This is a genomic window from Paenarthrobacter sp. GQ52 (assembly GCF_059759005.1).
Genome location: NZ_JCAXEJ010000001.1, coordinates 220,527 through 239,243 on the forward strand (window position 1 = coordinate 220,527; position 18,717 = coordinate 239,243).

Below are 18,717 nucleotides of genomic sequence, written 5' to 3' on the forward strand. Positions count from 1 at the left end.
TGATACTCACGCAGCCACCCTTTGTTTGGAGGTTTCTTCCACTGCAGCCACCATCGCAGAGGCCATCACGCCCACGTCGGTGTCGGAACTGATGTACGGCGGCATTGCGTAGACGAGGTTTCTGAAAGGGCGGACCCACACGCCGTGTTCGACGGCGGCATGTGTCACCGCGGCGACGTCCACGGCGTCGCTCAACTCAATGACCCCCACGGCACCGAAGGTGCGGACGTCAGCAACGGCGTCGAGCTTCAACGCAGGAGCCAGCCCCGTTGTGAGACCGGCACCAACGCGTGCTACGTCCGCACGCCAGGCCCCCGTTGCAAGGATGCCGAGGCTTGCGTTGGCCGCGGCGCACGCCAAAGGGTTGGCCATGAAGGTGGGCCCGTGCAGGAGTGCCCCGGCCTCGCCGGAGGAAACCGTGCGGGCGACCTCGCCCGTACATAGCGTCGCAGCGAGGGTGAGGTAGCCGCCGGTGAGCGCCTTACCAACACACAGAATGTCGGGGACAACGCCGGAGTGCTGCGCGGCGAAGAGCTCACCGGTTCGCCCGAAGCCCGTGGCGATCTCGTCCAGGATCAGCAACAAACCGTGGTGGTCCGCGATATCGCGCAGGATCCGCACGCACTCGGCCGGGTACATGAACATACCGCCAGCACCTTGCAGCATCGGCTCCACAATGATTGCCGCGAGTTCGTTGGAATGCTGCCTGGCCAGCTCTTCCACTTCTGCCCGCCATTCTGCGATGGCTGCTGTGGTGACTGTTGCAGCGGCAGGCGGGCGCGGTGCAAACACGTTGCGCGCCAGCAGCCCGGGGAAGGACGAATGCATGCCGTCCACAGGATCGCAGACGCCCATGGCCGCGAACGTGTCCCCGTGGTAACCGCCCCGGATGGTCAGGAATCGCTGCCGTTTGGGCCGGCCGCCCGCCGTTTGGAATTGCACAGCCATCTTGAGGGCGACCTCCACGGAGATGGAACCGGAATCTGCCAGGAACACGCGCTCCAAACGGCGGCCCGGTTCAGCCGGTGCCATGGCCAGGAGGCTTTCCGCGAGCTCAACAGCAGGTTGATGCGTCAGCCCGCCGAACATCACGTGGCTGAAGCTGCTGAGTTGGCGTCGGATGGCGGCGTCCATGACCGGGTTCCGGTAGCCGTGGATCACCGACCACCACGACGACATCGCATCCAGCACCTCATGCGTCCGCCCCTGCTCGTCGCGCAGCCGCAGCGCCACGCCGTCGGCTGCTTCCACTTCCCACAGCGGCAACGTGGCCGAGGCCGGCGCGTACGGGTGCCACAACGTAGCCCGGTCCCGCCCGATCAGCGAGCTCATGACGCCAATCTTCCGTGCCGGGAACAGTCAGCGGTCCACCCCAAAGGCGTGACCTGCACTTTCATGCGGCGGCGGCACTGCGGGCAAAAGCGCGGCGGCTCCATCGCCAGGCGCTCCCGGCAGCTGCGGTGGGCGTCCGACGTCGGGCAGTCACCGCCGCCGTTGCCGTCACCGCCACCGCCGCAGTGCCCGCAAAACTGCTGGGAGACTGCGGTGGTCACAGCGACTTCTGGAATTCCTTGATGGGCATGTTGAGCTCCACCAGGAGGTTGAGGTCGGCGTTTGCCGGCCGGCCCAGAGTAGTGAGGTAGTTGCCCACTATGACGGCGTTGATGCCACCGAGCAGGCCCTCGCGGGTGCCGAGGTCGCCGAGGGTCAGTTCACGCCCGCCGGCATAGCGCAGTACCGTGCGCGGCATGGCGAGCCGGAATGCGGCGATGGCACGGAGGGCGTCTTTGCCGTCCATGACGCCTTGGTTCTCCAGCGGTGTGCCGGGGCGCGGGTTGAGGAAATTGAGGGGGACTTCGTGGGGTTCGAGGGCAGCGAGTTGGGCTGCGAGTTCAGCCCGCTGCGCCACTGATTCGCCCATGCCGATCAGCGCACCGCAGCACAGTTCCATCCCGGCAGCCTTCACCATGGCGCAGGTTTCCAGGCGTTCCTCGTAGCTGTGAGTGGTCACGACTTCAGGGAAGAAGCTGCGGGCCGTTTCAAGGTTGTGGTTGTAGCGGTGGACACCCCACTCGGCCAACTGGTCCACTTGTCGTTGCGTCAGCATGCCCAGGGAGCAAGCGATGTTGATGTCCACTTCCTCCCTGATGCGGTCGATCGCGAACTTGATCTGGTTCATGAGCTTGATGTCGGGGCCACGGACTGCGGCGACGATGCAGAACTCGGTGGCACCCGTTGCCGCGGTTTCCTTCGCGGCCTTGACCAACTCCGGGATATCCAGCCACACACCGCGGACGGGGGAGTCGAACAAGCCGGATTGGCTGCAGAAATGGCAGTCCTCGGGGCAGCCGCCGGTCTTGATGGAGATGATCCCTTCCACTTCCACGTCCTCGCCGCAGTGCTTGAGGCGAACCTCATGGGCGAGTTGCAGGGCCGCGGGGATAGCCTCGTCCGGCAGCTCGAGGATTTCTTTGAGTTGAGACTCGTTCAGGCCTTCGCCGCGTTCGAGGACCTGCTCGCGGGCGGTATCCAGGATGGCGTAGGTGCCGGCTTCATGGGCTTCTTCTGTTGCTTGGGTGGTCATGTCCTTGACGGTATCCGCGCTGGTTGATGGCGATTTTGTGGAGTGCGTACAAACCCTGGTGCTTGATTTTGGTGGTGGGTGCGCGGGGCGGCTGATGCAGAAGTTACAGCTGTGAAACATGGACGTGACTGAATTGACGCGCTGCGTGACTAGCGTCGGGGGCGAGGCAAAGTCCCCGACGAAAGCGACCACGCATGAGCGACGATAAGACGAGTACCGCAACACTGGAGCCGATGACGGCGGCAGGAACCGCCGTCGGAACCGGTACTTCAGGTGTCCCGACGGCAGGCAACGCCGACGCGATGAGTGCCGCGAAGGAGAGCCTGGAGGACTACACGCTCCGGTTCGCCCCGCGTTCCTACCGGAAGTGGAGTGCCGGGGTTGTGGCAACGAGTGCGCTGGGTGGCATCGCGTACTTGGCCGACTTCTCGATCGGCGCGAATATCGGCATTGCCTACGGAACCGTGAACGCGATCTTCGGCATCATCGTGGCTGCGGTCATCATCTTCGCTACGGGTTTCCCGCTGGCCTACTATGCCGCACGGTACAACATCGATCTGGACCTGATCACCCGCGGCTCAGGCTTTGGCTATTACGGCTCGGTGGTCACCAACATCATCTTCGCCACCTTCACATTCATCTTCTTCGCCCTCGAAGGCTCCATCATGGCCCAAGGCCTGCAGTTGGGTCTGGGCATCCCGCAGTGGATCGGCTACGCGGTGTCCACCATCATCATCATTCCGCTCGTGATTTACGGCATGAAGACCTTGGCTACCTTGCAGGTGTGGACTACGCCCCTGTGGCTGCTGCTCATGGTGGTTCCGGTGGGCTACCTGCTCCTGTCCCACCCCGAAAGCATTGATGCCTTCTTCGCGTTCACCGGCGCTTCCGGCGAGGGCGGCCCCAACCTGGCTTCGGTGATGCTGGCCGCTGGTGTCTGCCTGTCCCTGATGGCGCAAATCGCTGAGCAAATCGACTACCTTCGCTTCATGCCGCCCAAGACGGCCGAAAACAGGGGCGCCTGGTGGCGGGCGGTGATCCTCGCCGGACCAGGTTGGGTCATCTTCGGCGCCATCAAGCAGATCATTGGATTGTTCATCGCGATCTACCTCATCGCCAAGCTTGACCCCGCGGCAGCCGCTTCCGCGAATGAGCCTGTCCACCAGTTCCTTGGTGTCTACGAAGAAATGATGCCGGCGTGGCTCGCCATGACCCTGGCCGTGGTGCTGGTGGTCATTTCGCAGATCAAGATCAACGTCACCAACGCCTACTCCGGCTCGTTGGCGTGGACCAACTCCTTCACGCGCATCACCAAGACCTACCCGGGCCGCATGGTATTCGTAGTGGTCAACCTGGTCATCGCGCTGATCCTGATGGAGTCGAACATGTTCGAGTTCCTCAACACGATCCTGGGTTTCTACGCCAACTGCGCCATGGCATGGGTTGTCACGGTGGCCTCCGATATCGCCATCAACAAGTACCTGCTGAAGATCTCGCCCAAGGTTCCTGAGTTCCGCCGCGGGATGCTCTACGCAGTGAATCCCGTGGGTTTCGTGTCCATGCTTGTCTCCGCGGCGGTGTCCATCGCAGTGTTCTTTGGGGCGTTCGGTGCAGCTGTCCAGCCGTTCTCGCCCATCTTCGCGGTTGGCCTGGCCTTGGTGCTGCCGCCGGTGCTGGCTTTGCTGACCAAGGGCCGCTACTACCTTCGCAGGACCGACGACGGAATCGACCTCCCGATGTTCGATGCCGACGGAAACCCCAGCGACGCCAAGCTGCTTTGCCATGTCACCGGGCTTGAGTTCGAACGCCCGGACATGCTCCGCTCAGCCCAGGACGGGCCCGACGGCGAACCCCAGTACATCTCGTCCCTCGCCTTGTCCACGGATAAGTCGGGCGAGCTGGTGCTGCCGGCGCAAAAGTAGCCCCGCCAGACCCAAGTAGGTCGCAGTTAATGCCGTTATGAGAGCTGAGAACGGCATTAACTGCGACCTAGCTGGGTGCACGCAGAACGCCCCGGCTCCTTTGGGTGGCCGGGGCGTTGCGCTCGTTCTGTGTGTGATTCTTGCTGCGGGCTTACTTGTCGAAGGCGTCCTTCGCGGTGTCCTTCACGTTCTCGCCCGCCTGCTTGGTCTTGGCAGCCGCTTGGTCAGCGACACCTTCGGCCTGCAGTTTCTCGTTGTTGGTGGCGTCGCCCAAGGCTTCCTTCGCCTTGCCGGTGACTTCCTGTGCCTTGTTGCTGATCTTGTCTCCGAGTCCCATGGGCCCTCCTTCGATGTAATCCAACACTGACGATTGCTACGCTAACGAGCGATTCTGGGTACTTCCTGAACGCGCGTCTCAAGGATCATAAGGATGCTTACACTGGGAGCATGGCTGAGGAGACCCGCGACGAAAACACGGAGCAGACCGACCTTGACGAGGACATCGCCATGGCATTGGTGAACCACGTCATCAGCACCCCGGACGACTCCGGGGAAACGGATCCAAGGACGAAGTATCCGTCGGAAGAATTCGAGCCGCAGACCCAGGACTATCCGGGGTGGACCGAAGCCATGGACCCGCGGCCGGATCACGGCGAGCAAAGCTACGTAGGGCATCACCGCATGATGGGCATGCGGACGTTGATCACCGGTGGTGACAGCGGAATCGGCAGGGCGGTGGCCATTGCCTACGCCCGCGAAGGTGCGGATGTCGCCTTCACGTACCTGCCTGAAGAAGAACAGGACGCCGAGCAGACCGTCCAGTTCATCGAGGATGCGGGCGGCAGGGCCTTGGCCTTGCCCGGCGATCTGCAAGACGAAGAATTTTGCCAGGAAGTCATTGCGCAGACGGTGGCTGAATTCGATGGGCTCAACGTCCTGGTGAACAACGCTGGCTTCCAGATGACCACGAGTGAGGGCATCGAGGACCTCAATAGCGAACAGTTTGATCGGACCTTCAAGACCAACGTCTATGCACTATTTTGGCTCACCAAAGCCGCCTTGCCGCACATGAAGCCTGGCGCAGCAATCATCAACACTTCTTCGATTCAGGGCTACCACCCAAGTCCGTCGCTGATTGACTACGCAGCCACCAAGGCAGCGATCAACAGCATGACCTTCTCTCTGGCAGAGTCGCTCGGATCCAAGGGGATCCGGGTCAACGCTGTGGCTCCGGGTCCCGTGTGGACACCCTTGCAACCTCCCACCCAGCCGGCGGAAACGATCCAAAGGTTCGGCCAGGACACCCCGCTAGGTAGGGCGGGACAGCCTGCCGAACTGGCCGCCACCTACGTTCTTTTGGCAACGGAAGAATCCAGCTACATTTCCGGATCAGTCATCGGTGTGACAGGCGGAAAGCACCTGGCCTAGGCTGCGGGTTGAGAGGCAGGTCATGATCAGGGCTTGAGCACTACTTTGATGCAGCCGTCCTGCTTCTTCTGGAACTTCTCGTAGAGCGCGGGGGCGTCATCCAGCCCTCCCGTGTGGGTGACCAGATGCATGACCCCCAGCGGATCGGCCTCGTCCTCCACCAAGGGGAGCAGATCGTCGGTCCAGCTGCGCACATTGCACTGGCCCATGCGGAGCTGGATCTGCTTGTCGAACATGGTCATGAGCGGCATGGGATCGGCTTGGCCGCCGTAGACACCGCTAAGGGAGACCGTCCCGCCGCGTCGGACCAGGTCCACGGCTGTGTGGAGCGCCGCAAGCCGGTCAACGCTCATGGTTTCCATGGCCACCTGTGCAGGTTTGTCCGGCAACAGAGAGACGGCCCGGTGAAGGAATGACGCCACGGGGGATCCGTGAGCTTCCATGCCGACAGCGTCCACCACGGAGTCGGGTCCGCGGCCGAGTGTCTGCTCACGGATATGGGAGGCGACGTCTGAACTGTAGTCCATGGTTTCTACGCCATGTGTCTCGGCCATCGCACGGCGTTCGGGGACCGGGTCCACCCCAATCACCCGGAAGCCCTTGTGGATGCCGATCCTTGCAGCGAACTGGCCCACCGGGCCTAGCCCGAGCACGGCAAGCGTGCCACCGGCCGGCACATTCGCATACTCCACTGCCTGCCACGCTGTGGGCAGGATGTCTGAGAGAAACAAGTAGCGCTCGTCCGGTGCGTCCGAGTCGACTTTGACGGGTCCGTAATCCGCGAAGGGAACGCGCAGGTATTGTGCTTGCCCACCGGGGACGGAGCCATACAGTTCCGAATAGCCGAAGAGTGCCGCCCCTGATCCTTTGGCTGTCACTTGCGTGGTTTCGCATTGCGATTGAAGGCCTTGGTTGCACATGTAGCAATGACCGCAGGAGATGTTGAACGGCACCACCACGCGGTCGCCCTTTTTGAGCCTGTGGACTTCGGAGCCTACTTCTTCCACGATTCCCATGGGCTCGTGCCCGATCACATCGCCCTTGTGCATGTACGGGCCCAGCACCTCGTAAAGGTGAAGGTCTGAGCCGCAAATGGCCGTGGACGTGATCCGGACTATCGCGTCTGTGGGTTCCTGGATGGAGGGATCGGGTACGTCTTCGACGCTGACGGAGCGCCGGCCTTGCCATGTCACTGCTTTCACGATTGATTCTCCCTGCGTTTCGGCTGGGTCCCTCGCTGCTGGAGACCCTCCCAGCGAAGCAGAGATGGTAGAGGTGCACAAGGCTGCCAGCCTCGACACCGCCAAGGGGCAGGCTTAGATTGAGGCTATGAGCGAAGAACCGAGCGAATCTGAACAGGCGCCCTCCAGAGCCTCGGAACCCGAGGTGCCTGCCGCCGTCGAGAATGACAACGATGCCGCGGGCGCGGGCGACTTCACCACTGAACTGGACCCAACCTTCATCCCGGACGAAAGTGCTGAGACGTCGGAAGAGAAGCGCGCCAGGGAGCACCCGGAAGCCACCGGAAGCTGAAACTAGTAAGCATCCTGATTATTAGTGTTAATATGGTGGAGGGAGAGAGTTTTCGGGCAGAGCTGACCGAGGAGTGATCGCATTGTCCACTATGAAGAACCCGCTGGTTACCGGGGGCGTATCGCACCTGCCTGCGAAAGCGCTTAGCTGCACCAAGTGCCGGACGAGTGATCGCCTGAGCTTGGAGACTATCGAATCCATCGAACCGCATGCAGGCGAATTGATGGTCTGGGTTTCCTACACCTGCTTGGGCTGCGAGGCATCCTATGCTCACAACGCGGCCTTCCGGGACGTCGCCGCCGTCCTTAACCGGAACGGTGCCGTGTCCGGCTTGCTCCAGTTCGGTGGGTCATATTTTCACTGTGGCGAGCCCATGTCTTTCGCTAAATCCTCTGCTCGCAGCGTGTACGCCCCCATAACAACCGACGACGTGGATGATGGCCTGCTGGATGTCTACCTGAAGACCCGCGTTATCCAATGCCGGTGTGGCTTCAGGATGGAGCTGCCCGCCTGAGAGTCCGGAATCGTTTCGAGGTGGCCCTATTGGGGTACACCTGAGGTACCAACCACAGCGTGGGCCACGGGCGGCGCCCACAGAAGCCGCTCACCAGGGAGGTAATCCACATGGATACAGGACAACTGGTACTTATTATCGTGCTGGCCGTCATCGTCATAGCCGCTGTGATTGTGGCTGTTGTTGTTGGGCGCCGCAAAAAGGCCGAGGTCAACCGCCACCGTGCCGAGGAGCTGCGTGAGAAGGCGGCTGAAGAAGCCATCGGTGCACACCAGGCGAAAGCTGAATCAGCACAAGCGGAGGCGGCCGCGCTGCAGGCAGAAGTCGAGGCGAATCGACTCCGTAAGGACGCGGAACGCCACGCCGAGAAGGCCAACGAAGCCCACGGACGCGTCGAGGAACACCTTCGCCATGCCGACAAACTTGACCCGAATGCGAATCCGGACGAGTCAAATGCTGCCGACAGGAGCAGGGGTGGGGACATGGACCGCGATCGTCCGGCGGACGCAGATCGCTCACGCGAAGTAGACCGCTCGCAGGACGCGGACCGCGATCGCTCCCATGTTGTCGAGGGAGAGCGCCTCACCCGGGACCGCAGCGGGCGTGAGGGCTCAACACGCGATGGTGACAGGAACCTATAGTTTCAACGGAGAAGCGGAGGCAGGGAAGTGAGTATCGTGGTGAGGCGAACAGGTCAGGCGATGCGGGCCACTGAGACGAATGCCCACAGGCATGCAGTTGACGTGGTATTGGGGCACTTGGGTGAAATCGGGCCGGCTGTCGCAGCCCTGCGCCGCGAATCTTCGAGGCTTGCAGAGTGGGGCGAAGAACTGGCCCGTGTCAGGTTGCGCGGTGGGAGTGTTTTCGCCGCAGGAAGCGACGGATCCTCGCACGAAGCGCAGAGGTTCACTTCAGAATTGAACGCCCACGATCCTGTGAGCGGGTCTGGGTTCAAAGCCATCTCCATCACCAAGGGCGCGGCCGGTTCCAATGGCTCTTCCGGAAGCATGGGCGACCAGGTAACCAAACAGGTTCGCCAGGGTGACATCGTGGTCCTGCTCGCCGCGAAGGGCATCACCGAGGAACTCCGGGAAGCTGCCGCCGCCGCTAAGTCGTTGGGTGCGCGTGTGTGGGCGCTGACTGGCAAGGAGTCCAAGGATCTCGCTCAGTCGGTCAACGAGGCAATATGCATCGACACGGATCCACCTCATGCGGAAGAAGCTCACCTTGTGGCGGTCTTGGCCCTGTGCGAGTGCTTCGAAGATGCCCTGAAGGCCGTCAACCCGGAGTAGATGCATGCGTGGCCAACACAGGTTCCCCTCGAGCCGTGTGTCACTGTGTTGTTCGTGAAGAATACTGTTATCGCCTACTTCGGTTTTCTGGCGCTCTCCGGGCTAGTCGCGTTAAGCCTGCTTGGGGCGTCACTGCTCCAAAACCGCGATCCCCTTGGCGTCCCGGTCTTGGCCATCGTGGTGAGTGGGTTGCTGCTGACCTTCATCCATGAGGTGGTCGCTGACCGCAGGACCCAAGCACAACGGGCAGATGCGGCCGTAGCACCCGACTTCAGGACCACCACAACAACGAGTTCCGCGGAGTACCGGTATTCCCCCGCTGCCGTCTGGTCTGCCATCCGGCCTGCAGAGTCCGCTCCGGCGTTGGACAGCGATGTCGCGCACGCTTTTACTGTTCCAGCCATCCCGGATGGACCACACGAACGGCAGTGCTTTTTTGGCTGGAATGGCAGTATCTCAATCATTGAAGTCCTCGAGGAAGTGCCGGAGCGGCTTGCCGTGACCCAACCGCTTTTCCCTCGCGGTGATGCCCTCGAGAAGGTGGTGTACCGACTCGATCCGACCTCTGTGGGTTGTAGGTTGACAGTCGAAGCCAGCGTTGAGATGCCCGACTACCTGGCTCCCAATCAAGCGGCTATGCAGGAATACAGCGATTCGTTCCTTGAGAACATAGAACAACTGCTGCAGAAGCGGGCGCTGGAGGAGGCCCGCGAGTAGCATCCAGTGTGATGTCCGGCTCATCAGGAATAGTTGCAGACGCCATGCAGTTGGGCAGAATGAACCTGTTTCATTCTGAAAGGAACTGCGCATGCTGTTTTCCCCACTGGCCCTCGGCGAACTTGAACTTTCCAACCGACTGGTGATGGCCCCTTTGACCCGGCTCCGCGCAGGACAGAACGGCGTGCCAGGTTCATTGATCGCCGAACATTACCGCCAGCGGGCCTCCCTCGGCCTGATCGTCAGCGAAGGAACGTACCCGACGCCTGCGGGCCAGTCGTACCCGGGACAGCCGGGACTTGTAACAGAGGAGCAAATTGCTGGCTGGAAGAAGGCCACCGACGCTGTTCACGCTGAGGGCGGCCGCATCTTCGCGCAGATCATGCACGGTGGGCGGGTTTCACACGCAGACATCACCGGGGGACACGAGATCGTTGGCCCCAGCGCTGTCGCGATTGATGGCGAGGTCCGCACCCCCAACGGCAAGCAGCCTTACCCGGTACCGCGTGAACTCCGCACCGACGAACTCCCGGGAGTCATCCAGGAGATCGTCACCGCCTCCAAGAACGCGATTGAGGCAGGTTTCGACGGCGTAGAGCTCCACTCCGCCAACGGTTACCTCCTTCACGAATTCCTGGCCCCGAATTCCAACGTCCGTACCGACAGCTACGGCGGCTCGCCGGAAAACCGTGCCCGCTTCGTTATCGAGACCGTCAACGCAGTAGTCGAGGCCCTCGGCGCCAACCGCGTAGGAATCCGCATCTCCCCGGAGCACAACGTCCAAGGCATTGCCGAAATTGATCCCGCCGACGTCCGCGCGACCTACGAGGTGTTGGTGGAAACCATCGCTCCGCTGAACCTGGCCTACCTGAGCATCCTTCACCACGATCCCAAGAGTGACTTGGTGCAGGACCTCCGCGAGCGTTTCAACGGCACATTCCTGGTGAACACCGGCTTCAGCGAAATCACTACCCGCGATGAAGCATTCGCGATCATCGAAGACGGCCTCGCCGACGCCGTGGTGGTTGGTCGCCCTGCCATCGCCAACCCGGACCTCGCCCGCCGCTGGCGTGAAAGCCTGCCGCTCAACGAGCCGGATGCTTCCACCTTCTACGCCGACGGCGCCGAGGGTTACACCGACTACCCGTTCTACGCGAACTAAAGCTGTACAAAACTCCGACGTCGGCACTCGCCTGAGTGCCGACGTCGTGCGTTCCTATAGGATTTGTGGCATGGCTGATCCTTCCTCGACCGTTGTCCGCGCTGGCTTTCCTGTCAGCCGGCAAGTGCTGGCCGACCATGTTTACGAGGCCCTCCTGGAGTGGCTCATGGATGGTCGGCTGGAGCCAGGAGCAGCAGTCAGCATTGACGGAATGGCGAGGGAACTCGACGTTTCGCCGACTCCTGTACGGGAGGCGTTGGCCCGTTTGGAGCACACAGGTATGGTGCGGCGTGTTGCTCTGAAGGGCTATCGGGTGGCTCCGGTCTTCACGCGAGAGGACTTCGCTGAACTCATGGAAGCGCGGTTGTCCATTGAGCCGGTGAACGCACGGTTGGCCTGTTCGCGTATGACGCCCGACGGCCTCGACGCATTGAAGCAAGCGGTGGAGGACCTCAAGACTGCTCCGCGAGGCGGTACCTTCGCTGAGTATCGCAGTTACCTCGAAGCAGATGAACGCTTCCATCAGCTCATCGCCGCGCAGGCCAACAATCAATTCCTGCTCGCGGCGTACAACACCTTGGGCGGCCAGATCCAGCGCTTCCGGCTGTTTGGGGGAGTGGGCATCACCGACGCCGAACAAGCAATTGCCGAGCACCAGGCAGTGCTCGATGCCATGACCAGCGGCGACCCGGAGAAGGCCGCGGCCATGATGGTGGATCACGTCGAAAAAGTACGCGGCCGGGCGATGGCGGACGCTCCGGAGGACTAATTCCGGCGCCCTCGCTTGAGGGGTACCACGTTCGCGCCCATTTCCGCCGGGCGCGCCCGTTCGTGCTTGGTGTCGCCCCCTTTCGCGCCGAATGCACCGGAGGTTACGGGTGCGATCGGCGGGTAGGGGTGCGCCCCCCGAAGCACTCCCCGTGAGCCAATTCGTGACCCTCTTCACACCCATATGTATGACATATAGGATCTAGGAAGTTTCGCAAAAGGGTTGACAGCTCCACTCGGTTCGTAAATCCTATAGGAAACAGGATTCCACGAAGGAGTGATCATCATGGCGTACACCGCCGAGAATTGGCCCATCACCGCGGCCCTCCTGCAGTTCCCCGGCACCGATGCCGCAGGACAGCACGTCAACGACGCCGACGCTTCGGTCTGGGCGTCCGTCCTCCAAGAAGTGAAAGAGGCTGGGTTCGCAAACGCAGACCTCACAGACAGCTGGGTCCGCCCGGGCGACCTCAGCAAGGAACGCCTCGTCGAGTTCAAGCAGACGGCCGACGAAGTGGGAATCGGCGTCCCCGTCATCTCCGCCATTCGCCGCAGCGTCATCCACGCGACGGATTGGGCCGACAACCTCGCCTACAGCCACCGCACCATCGACGCCGCTGCAGAGCTTGGCTGCGAAGTAGTCTCCTTCGGACTCCACCAGGCCATCACCCCCGAACAGCAGAAGCAGCTGTGGTTCTGGACCGTCGAGGGTTACAAGGACCCGGTCGGAGACAATGCAGCGTGGGGCAACGCGGTTTCCCGGATCCGTGAGCTCGGAAAGCATGCAGCAGAAGCCGGGATCCTCATTTCTCTGGAAATGTACGAGGACACCTACCTCGGCACCGCTGATTCCTCCGTGCAACTGGTCCAGGACATTGGCTTGGACAACGTTGGCCTGAATCCGGACCTCGGCAACCTGATCCGCCTGCACCGGCCTATCGAGGACTGGCGGGAGATGGTGGCGAAGACCCTGCCGTACTCCAACTACTGGCACATGAAGAACTACATCCGCGACGAAGATGTGGCCCGCGACAGCTACATCACCATGCCGGCCCCCATGGAAAGCGGGCTCATCAACTACCGCGAGGCATTCAAGGTGGCGCTGTCCGTCGGCTTCCAGGGCATCCTCTGCACAGAGCACTACGGCGGCGATGGCTTGAGCGTCACGGCCAGCAACCAGGACTACCTCCGCCGCCATGTCCTGCCGAAGTCCGAAGGCTACGAACTCGGCAACAGCCAGGTAGCCCAGGGACGTCAGGTACCGGCAACCCAGCTCGCAGGAGTTTAGGAAATGACACAGATTTTCGACAACCCGGCAGACTTTGCCGATGAAGCGCTGGACGGCTTTGTAGCCGCCAACCGCGGCTATGTTGCCCGAGTGGACGGCGGTGTAGTCCGCTCCACGGAGGTTCCCTCCGGCCGGGTGGCCCTGGTAGTCGGCGGCGGTTCGGGACACTACCCGGCTTTCGCTGGACTGGTAGGCCCCGGACTGGCGACGGGATCAGCCTGCGGCAACATGTTCGCCTCACCGGCAGCCGGCCAGGTGTACCGGGTAGCCAAGGCGGCCAACGCCGGCGGCGGCGTCCTGCTCAGCTACGGCAACTACGCCGGCGACGTCCTGCATTTCGGCCAGGCACAGCTCCGGCTCAACGCCGAGGGTATCGAAACCCGCACCGTCACCGTTACCGATGACATTGCCAGCGCGCCAATCGAGCAACTGGAGAAGCGCCGCGGAATCGCCGGCGACCTGACAGTTTTCAAGATTGCCGGCGCCGCCGCAGAAGCAGGACTGAACCTTGACGACGTCGAGCGGTTGGCCATCAAGACCAACTACCGGACGCGGTCGCTGGGCGTGGCCTTTGACGGTTGCACGCTCCCCGGCGCCAAGGATCCGCTGTTCCACGTTCCTGCCGGACAAATGTCGCTGGGCCTCGGAATTCATGGCGAGCCCGGAATCTCGGAGCACCCGATGCCCACTGCCTCCGAGCTGGCGGAGCTGCTGGTGACCAAGCTGCTCGCGGACAAACCTGAGGACGCCGGGGACCGGGTTGTGGCTATCGTCAACGGCCTTGGCACGGTGAAGTATGACGAACTCTTCCTCCTGTTCGGCAAGATCGAGAAGCTTCTCAGCGCTGCGGGCCTCACCGTGGTGGAGCCCGAATGCGGTGAGCTGGTGACCAGCCTGGACATGTCCGGGCTCTCGCTGACGTTGCTGTGGTTGGACGATGAACTTGAGCAGTACTGGGCTGCACCGGCCGACACTCCGGCGTTCCGCAAGGGCAGCATGTCGCCTCGCGCCCCTCGCGCTGAGGCAGCAGTCGACGACGCCGAAACCGCCGACGTCGAGCAGCCCACCCCGGCAGCCGCTGAACTCGGGCGGCAGGCTGTGGCCATTCTCGCCCAGGTGCGTGACGTCGTCGTCGAGCATGAAGAGGACCTCGGGAAGCTGGACGCGATCGCCGGCGACGGTGACCACGGTATCGGCATGCGGCGCGGCGTCGATGCTGCAGCCGCCGCAAGCGAAGGCGCCGAAGGTGCCTCGGTTGCTCGCGTTCTGACCGCAGCCGGGGAAGCCTGGAGCGAACGGGCCGGCGGGACGTCCGGGGCGCTCTGGGGTTCCGCAGTGATCGCTGCCGGGCTGTCGCTGGGCAACCGTGAAACGTATACCTCGGAGGACGCGGCGGCCGCTGTGAGGGACTTCGTCCGCGCCATTACCGAACTCGGCAAAGCCGATCCCGGGGACAAAACCATGGTGGACGCGCTCCTGCCCTTCCGGGACACCTTCCTCACGGAGCTCGACGGCGGGACTCCGGTTGACCGGGCCTTGGCAGTTGCCGCTGCGGCAGCTGAGTCCGCTGCCGCGAAGACAGCTGAACTCCGGCCGCTCAAGGGCCGGGCGCGTCCCCTCGCGGAAAAGAGCATCGGCCACCCTGATCCAGGCGCAGTGTCCTTTGGCTTGATCGCCGCCAGAATTTCCCACTTCATCGATTCACAACTGGCCACCGCGTCTTCAGCGGCAGCAGCAGGAAACGGAGCCCAAGCATGAGCAAAACCCACGGCTGGCGCATCATCGTCGGCAACGATGAGGCCGGTGTCGAGTACAAGCAGGCACTCGTTGCCTTGCTGGAAGCAGACCCGCGCGTGGCCTCGGTGACGGATGTCGGCGTCGGATTCAATGACTCCACCGCCTACCCGCACGTCGCCGTCGATGCCGCCCGCAAGGTGGCCGACGGGGAAGCTGACCGCGCACTCTTGATCTGCGGCACCGGACTTGGAGTGGCCATTGCGGCGAACAAGGTCCCGGGAATCCGCGCCGTCACAGCCCACGACAGCTACTCCGTTGAACGGTCAGTGCTGAGCAACAACGCCCAGGTCCTGACGCTCGGACAGCGGGTGATTGGCTTGGAGCTGGCCAAAAAGCTCGTAGGGGAGTGGCTCGACCACCGCTTCGACCAAACCTCGTCCTCCGCCGCCAAGGTGGACGCCATCTGCTCGTACGAGCCCGATTACACGAAGGCAGTCTGAACATGACCACTCCTGAAGAAGAACCCACCGCAAACAACGCAGCCCGGAAGATCGCCGTCGTCGGCTCCGGCTACATGGGCGGCGGCATCGCTCAAGTGCTGGCGCTCGGTGGCGCGCGCGTTGCCCTTGCCGATGTGTCTGCCGAGATCGCGCAGAAGAATTACGACCGCCTGCTGGTGGAGTCGGACCAGTTCATCGCCGATGGACTCTTCCCGGCGGGATCCACAGAGATCCTCAAGCAGAACCTGTGGGCAGCCAAGGACATTGAGGAAGCTGTAGCCGACGCTGACTTCATCGAGGAGTGCGTTCCCGAGGTACTGGAGATCAAGCACCAGTCCTTGGCCCGGATCAGCGCCGCAGCCCGCCCCGATGCCGTGATCGGTTCCAACACGTCCACCATTTCCATCGCTGCCCTCGCTGAAGCCGTGACCCATCCCGAGCGCTTCCTGGGTGTGCACTTCTCCAACCCGTCGCCGTTCATTCCCGGTGTCGAGATCATCCCCCACGCTGAGACTTCTGCCGGAACGGTGGCCGCATCGCGCGAGCTGGTCCATGCGGCCGGTAAGCAGACCGCAGTCGTCAAGGACGTCACGGGCTTCGTGCTGAACCGCCTGCAGTACGCGCTGTTCCACGAGGCAGCCCAGCTGGTTGAGCAGGGAATCGCAACGGCGGACGACGTCGACACTCTGGTGCGTACGACGTTCGGCTTCCGTTTGCCCTTCTTTGGTCCGTTCGCCATCGCGGACATGGCCGGCCTGGACGTCTACAACTTCTGCTACAAGTCGCTGCAGACCGGTTTCCCGGAACGCTTCGCGACGCCGAAGATCCTCTCCGACCTTGTGGAAGCGGGCAAGCTCGGCACCAAGACCGGCGCAGGCTTCCTCAACGTGCCCGCCGAGCGCACTCCGGAACTCATCGCCTACCGCAACAAGGCCTACGTCGCCATGCAGAAGCTCATTGAAGAGCTCGGCCCGGCCCCCATCAACTAACTCTTCCTAGGAGAAAACACATGACTTTCCCCGCTGAACGCACCGCAATCGTCACCGGCGCCGTCTCTGAACGCGGTATTGGCCGCGCTACCGTCAACTATCTGGCCGCCCAAGGCTGGAACATCGGCATCATCGATCTTGATGACGCCGCCTGCAAGATCGCAGCCAAGGAAATCGCCGCTGAGTATGGTGTGCGGGCACACGGCGTTGGCGCAAATGTGGCAAGTGAAGCCGAGGTCCGTACGGCCATTGACGAACTTGAGGCCGAACTGCCGCAGATCGTCGCACTGGCCAACGTTGCCGGTGTCAGCTCGCCGGTTGGCTACCTTGAGCTCGAACCCGCTGAGTGGGACCGCGTCCTGAACATCAACCTCAACGGCGTCCACTACGCCACCCGCCGCGTGGCCGAATCCATGGTCAAGAACCGGATCGGTCGCATCGTGAACATCTCATCGGTCTCCGCCCAGCGCGGCGGCGGCACGTTCTCCAAGACCCCGTACTCCGTGGCCAAAGCCGGTGTCATCGGTTTGACCCGCGCTACCGCCCGTGAACTTGGTGAGTACGACATCACCGTCAACGCTATCTCTCCAGGCCCAATCGACACAGACATCATGGGCGGAACCCTGAGCCAGGAACGCAAGGATGAGCTCACCAAGGACCTGGTAGTGAACCGTGTGGGCTCCACCCGGGACATCGCCGCCGCCATCGCCTTCCTCATCAGCGAGGACTCCGGATACATTTCCGGCCAGACGCTGAATGTGGATGGCGGACTGTACATGCACTAGGGCCCGTGCCGTGAAGACCTGGACACGAGAACGCAAGATCTACCTTGCCGTGGGCGTCCTCGCCTGCGCAGTGGGCATGGTGCTCATTTTCTTCCCGCGCTGATCGCGCTGCTCTAGTCATTTCCTGTCACTCAAAGAGGAGTTTCAATGTCTGTTGCCACCAATTCCACTAAGGAGTTGCTGGATACGCCGGTCTTGAAGTCGGCGATTTCCAAAGCCTCGCGGCGGCTCATGCCGATGCTCGTCATCCTGTACGTGGTGGCCTTCCTGGACCGCACCAACGTTGGCTTCGCCGAAGCCGCGCTGGAAGTGGATAAGGGTATTACCGCAGGTGCTTACGCGCTGGGCGCCGGTATCTTCTTCATCGGCTATGCACTGTTCGAGATCCCCAGCAACCTGCTGCTCACCAAGTTCGGAGCGAAGGTGTGGCTCGCCCGCATCGCCATTACGTGGGGCATCGTTTCGGCGTGCTTCGCTTTCGTCCAGGGTGAGACGTCCTTCATCATTCTTCGGTTCCTGTTGGGCGTCACAGAGGCCGGCCTCTTCCCGGGTGTCATCATGTTCCTGGCCGCATGGTTCCCCAACAAGGTCCGCGTGAAGATGTTCGCCATCTTCTACCTGGCCCAGCCGTTCTCCCAGATGATGGGCGCACCGCTGTCGGGGTGGCTCATCAACATCGGTGACCAGGTTCCGGGCGTAGCTGGCTGGCAGGTCATGTTCTTCGTAGAAGGCATGCTCGCCGTCGTGGCCGGTATCGCCGCCTACTTCTTCCTCATCAACAGCCCCCAGGACGCCAAGTTCCTCACCAAGGAAGAGAAACGGGCACTGTCCGATGTCATGGCACTGGAGGACACCGTGAAAGAAGAAACGGGTCCACGCGGCGTTCTGGCATCCATGCGCAACGGCCGGGTCTGGTACTTCACCGTCATCTACTTCTGCCTGCAGGTTGCGGTCTACGGCGTGACGTTCTACCTGCCACAGCAGGTGGCGCAGTTGACCGGTCAGAAGGTGGGTATCGCCGTCGGACTCCTGGCCGCGATCCCGTGGTTCTTCGGCATCTTCGCTTGCTACTTCATCGGCAAAGCTGCCAACACTGTGGAACGCCGCCGCCGTTGGGGCACCGCATTGTTCATCTCCACAGGCCTCTGCATCTTCGGCTCCGCATGGGCGGGTGCGAACCAGATGCCGGCCGTCGGCATCATCTTCATCACCCTCGCGGTGTGCAGCTTCCTGTCGACGGGCCCCATCTGCTGGTCATACCCGACGGCGTTCCTCACCGGAACTGCTGCGGCTGCGGGTATCGGGCTGATCAACTCCCTCGGAAACCTGGGTGGGTTCGTTGCCCCGATCCTGCGCACCACCGTCAACCAGGTCACCGCCTCGGACACCGGCACCATGGGTGTCTACGCGCTGGGTGTGCTGCCCTTCGTGGCGGCTGTCCTGATGTTCGGCACCAAGCGCTTCAGCAACAAAGCCGACGAACTGCTGGGGAAGTAGT

20 protein-coding genes are annotated in these 18,717 nt (G+C 62.3%); 15 read left to right on the top strand and 5 right to left on the bottom strand.

Going from position 1 to position 18,717, the window contains the following annotated elements:
- Positions 1 to 6: 6 nt before the first annotated feature.
- The 3 genes from AC6CH8_RS01000 to bioB all read right to left on the bottom strand — a co-directional run bounded on the left by AC6CH8_RS01000 (position 7) and on the right by bioB (position 2,584).
- A complete protein-coding gene (locus AC6CH8_RS01000; protein ID WP_498188311.1) occupies positions 7 to 1,332 on the bottom strand; it encodes an adenosylmethionine--8-amino-7-oxononanoate transaminase in 1,326 nt (441 codons plus the stop codon).
- Positions 1,329 to 1,436 carry a biotin synthase auxiliary protein BsaP gene (bsaP, locus tag AC6CH8_RS01005; RefSeq protein WP_476116495.1) on the bottom strand — a complete coding sequence of 36 codons (108 nt, stop codon included), beginning with the start codon at positions 1,434 to 1,436 and terminating at the stop codon, positions 1,329 to 1,331. Before bsaP ends, AC6CH8_RS01000 begins: the two co-directional genes overlap by 4 nt.
- A 113-nt stretch (positions 1,437 to 1,549) precedes the next feature.
- Positions 1,550 to 2,584 carry a biotin synthase BioB gene (gene bioB, locus AC6CH8_RS01010; protein WP_498188313.1) on the bottom strand — a complete coding sequence of 345 codons (1,035 nt, stop codon included), beginning with the start codon at positions 2,582 to 2,584 and terminating at the stop codon, positions 1,550 to 1,552.
- A gap of 194 nt (positions 2,585 to 2,778) precedes the next feature.
- Here bioB and AC6CH8_RS01015 point away from each other — a divergent pair, with 194 nt between their 5' ends.
- A complete protein-coding gene (locus AC6CH8_RS01015) occupies positions 2,779 to 4,506 on the top strand; it encodes a purine-cytosine permease family protein (RefSeq protein ID WP_498188315.1) in 1,728 nt (575 codons plus the stop codon).
- A 151-nt stretch (positions 4,507 to 4,657) separates the two neighbouring features.
- Here the strand turns inward: AC6CH8_RS01015 and AC6CH8_RS01020 are convergent, their stop codons facing one another.
- On the bottom strand, positions 4,658 to 4,843 hold the full coding sequence (locus tag AC6CH8_RS01020) for a CsbD family protein (RefSeq protein WP_026005342.1): 186 nt from the start codon (positions 4,841 to 4,843) through the stop codon (positions 4,658 to 4,660).
- 110 nt (positions 4,844 to 4,953) lie between these two features.
- Between AC6CH8_RS01020 and AC6CH8_RS01025 the strand changes: the two genes are divergently transcribed.
- Entirely contained in the window at positions 4,954 to 5,934 is a 981-nt protein-coding gene (locus tag AC6CH8_RS01025; RefSeq protein ID WP_498188317.1) for an SDR family oxidoreductase, read from the top strand.
- A 26-nt stretch (positions 5,935 to 5,960) separates the two neighbouring features.
- Here the strand turns inward: AC6CH8_RS01025 and AC6CH8_RS01030 are convergent, their stop codons facing one another.
- On the bottom strand, positions 5,961 to 7,136 hold the full coding sequence (locus AC6CH8_RS01030) for a zinc-dependent alcohol dehydrogenase (protein WP_498188319.1): 1,176 nt from the start codon (positions 7,134 to 7,136) through the stop codon (positions 5,961 to 5,963).
- Between the two features lie 127 nt (positions 7,137 to 7,263).
- Between AC6CH8_RS01030 and AC6CH8_RS01035 the strand changes: the two genes are divergently transcribed.
- The 13 genes from AC6CH8_RS01035 (at position 7,264) to AC6CH8_RS01095 (ending at position 18,716) form a co-directional block, all read left to right on the top strand.
- Positions 7,264 to 7,467: a hypothetical protein gene (locus AC6CH8_RS01035; RefSeq protein ID WP_498188321.1), complete on the top strand. Its 204-nt coding sequence runs from the start codon at positions 7,264 to 7,266 to the stop codon at positions 7,465 to 7,467.
- Positions 7,468 to 7,558: 91 nt separating this feature from the next.
- The gene (locus AC6CH8_RS01040) at positions 7,559 to 7,981 is read left to right on the top strand and encodes a hypothetical protein (RefSeq protein ID WP_498188655.1); all 423 of its coding nucleotides are present in this window, start codon (positions 7,559 to 7,561) and stop codon (positions 7,979 to 7,981) included.
- A gap of 110 nt (positions 7,982 to 8,091) precedes the next feature.
- The gene (locus tag AC6CH8_RS01045) at positions 8,092 to 8,622 is read left to right on the top strand and encodes a hypothetical protein (RefSeq protein ID WP_498188322.1); all 531 of its coding nucleotides are present in this window, start codon (positions 8,092 to 8,094) and stop codon (positions 8,620 to 8,622) included.
- 27 nt (positions 8,623 to 8,649) lie between these two features.
- A complete protein-coding gene (locus AC6CH8_RS01050) occupies positions 8,650 to 9,273 on the top strand; it encodes an SIS domain-containing protein (RefSeq protein WP_498188324.1) in 624 nt (207 codons plus the stop codon).
- A gap of 54 nt (positions 9,274 to 9,327) precedes the next feature.
- Positions 9,328 to 9,990, top strand: coding sequence for a hypothetical protein (locus AC6CH8_RS01055; RefSeq protein ID WP_498188325.1), 663 nt, complete (start codon positions 9,328 to 9,330; stop codon positions 9,988 to 9,990).
- Positions 9,991 to 10,081: 91 nt separating this feature from the next.
- Positions 10,082 to 11,152 (top strand): alkene reductase, encoded by a 1,071-nt coding sequence (locus AC6CH8_RS01060; RefSeq protein WP_476116356.1) that lies wholly within the window; start codon positions 10,082 to 10,084, stop codon positions 11,150 to 11,152.
- 70 nt (positions 11,153 to 11,222) lie between these two features.
- Complete coding sequence (locus AC6CH8_RS01065) at positions 11,223 to 11,921, top strand: GntR family transcriptional regulator (protein WP_498188327.1); 699 nt, start codon at positions 11,223 to 11,225, stop codon at positions 11,919 to 11,921.
- 285 nt (positions 11,922 to 12,206) lie between these two features.
- Positions 12,207 to 13,208, top strand: coding sequence for a sugar phosphate isomerase/epimerase family protein (locus tag AC6CH8_RS01070; RefSeq protein ID WP_498188328.1), 1,002 nt, complete (start codon positions 12,207 to 12,209; stop codon positions 13,206 to 13,208).
- A 3-nt stretch (positions 13,209 to 13,211) separates the two neighbouring features.
- A complete protein-coding gene (gene dhaL / locus AC6CH8_RS01075) occupies positions 13,212 to 14,966 on the top strand; it encodes a dihydroxyacetone kinase subunit DhaL (RefSeq protein WP_498188330.1) in 1,755 nt (584 codons plus the stop codon).
- Entirely contained in the window at positions 14,963 to 15,445 is a 483-nt protein-coding gene (locus AC6CH8_RS01080; RefSeq protein ID WP_498188332.1) for a ribose-5-phosphate isomerase, read from the top strand. Before dhaL ends, AC6CH8_RS01080 begins: the two co-directional genes overlap by 4 nt.
- Positions 15,446 to 15,447: 2 nt before the next feature.
- The gene (locus AC6CH8_RS01085; protein WP_498188334.1) at positions 15,448 to 16,434 is read left to right on the top strand and encodes a 3-hydroxyacyl-CoA dehydrogenase family protein; all 987 of its coding nucleotides are present in this window, start codon (positions 15,448 to 15,450) and stop codon (positions 16,432 to 16,434) included.
- Between the two features lie 20 nt (positions 16,435 to 16,454).
- Positions 16,455 to 17,219 (top strand): SDR family NAD(P)-dependent oxidoreductase, encoded by a 765-nt coding sequence (locus tag AC6CH8_RS01090; RefSeq protein WP_498188336.1) that lies wholly within the window; start codon positions 16,455 to 16,457, stop codon positions 17,217 to 17,219.
- A 147-nt stretch (positions 17,220 to 17,366) separates the two neighbouring features.
- Positions 17,367 to 18,716 (top strand): MFS transporter, encoded by a 1,350-nt coding sequence (locus AC6CH8_RS01095; RefSeq protein WP_091465855.1) that lies wholly within the window; start codon positions 17,367 to 17,369, stop codon positions 18,714 to 18,716.
- Position 18,717 lies beyond the last annotated feature (1 nt).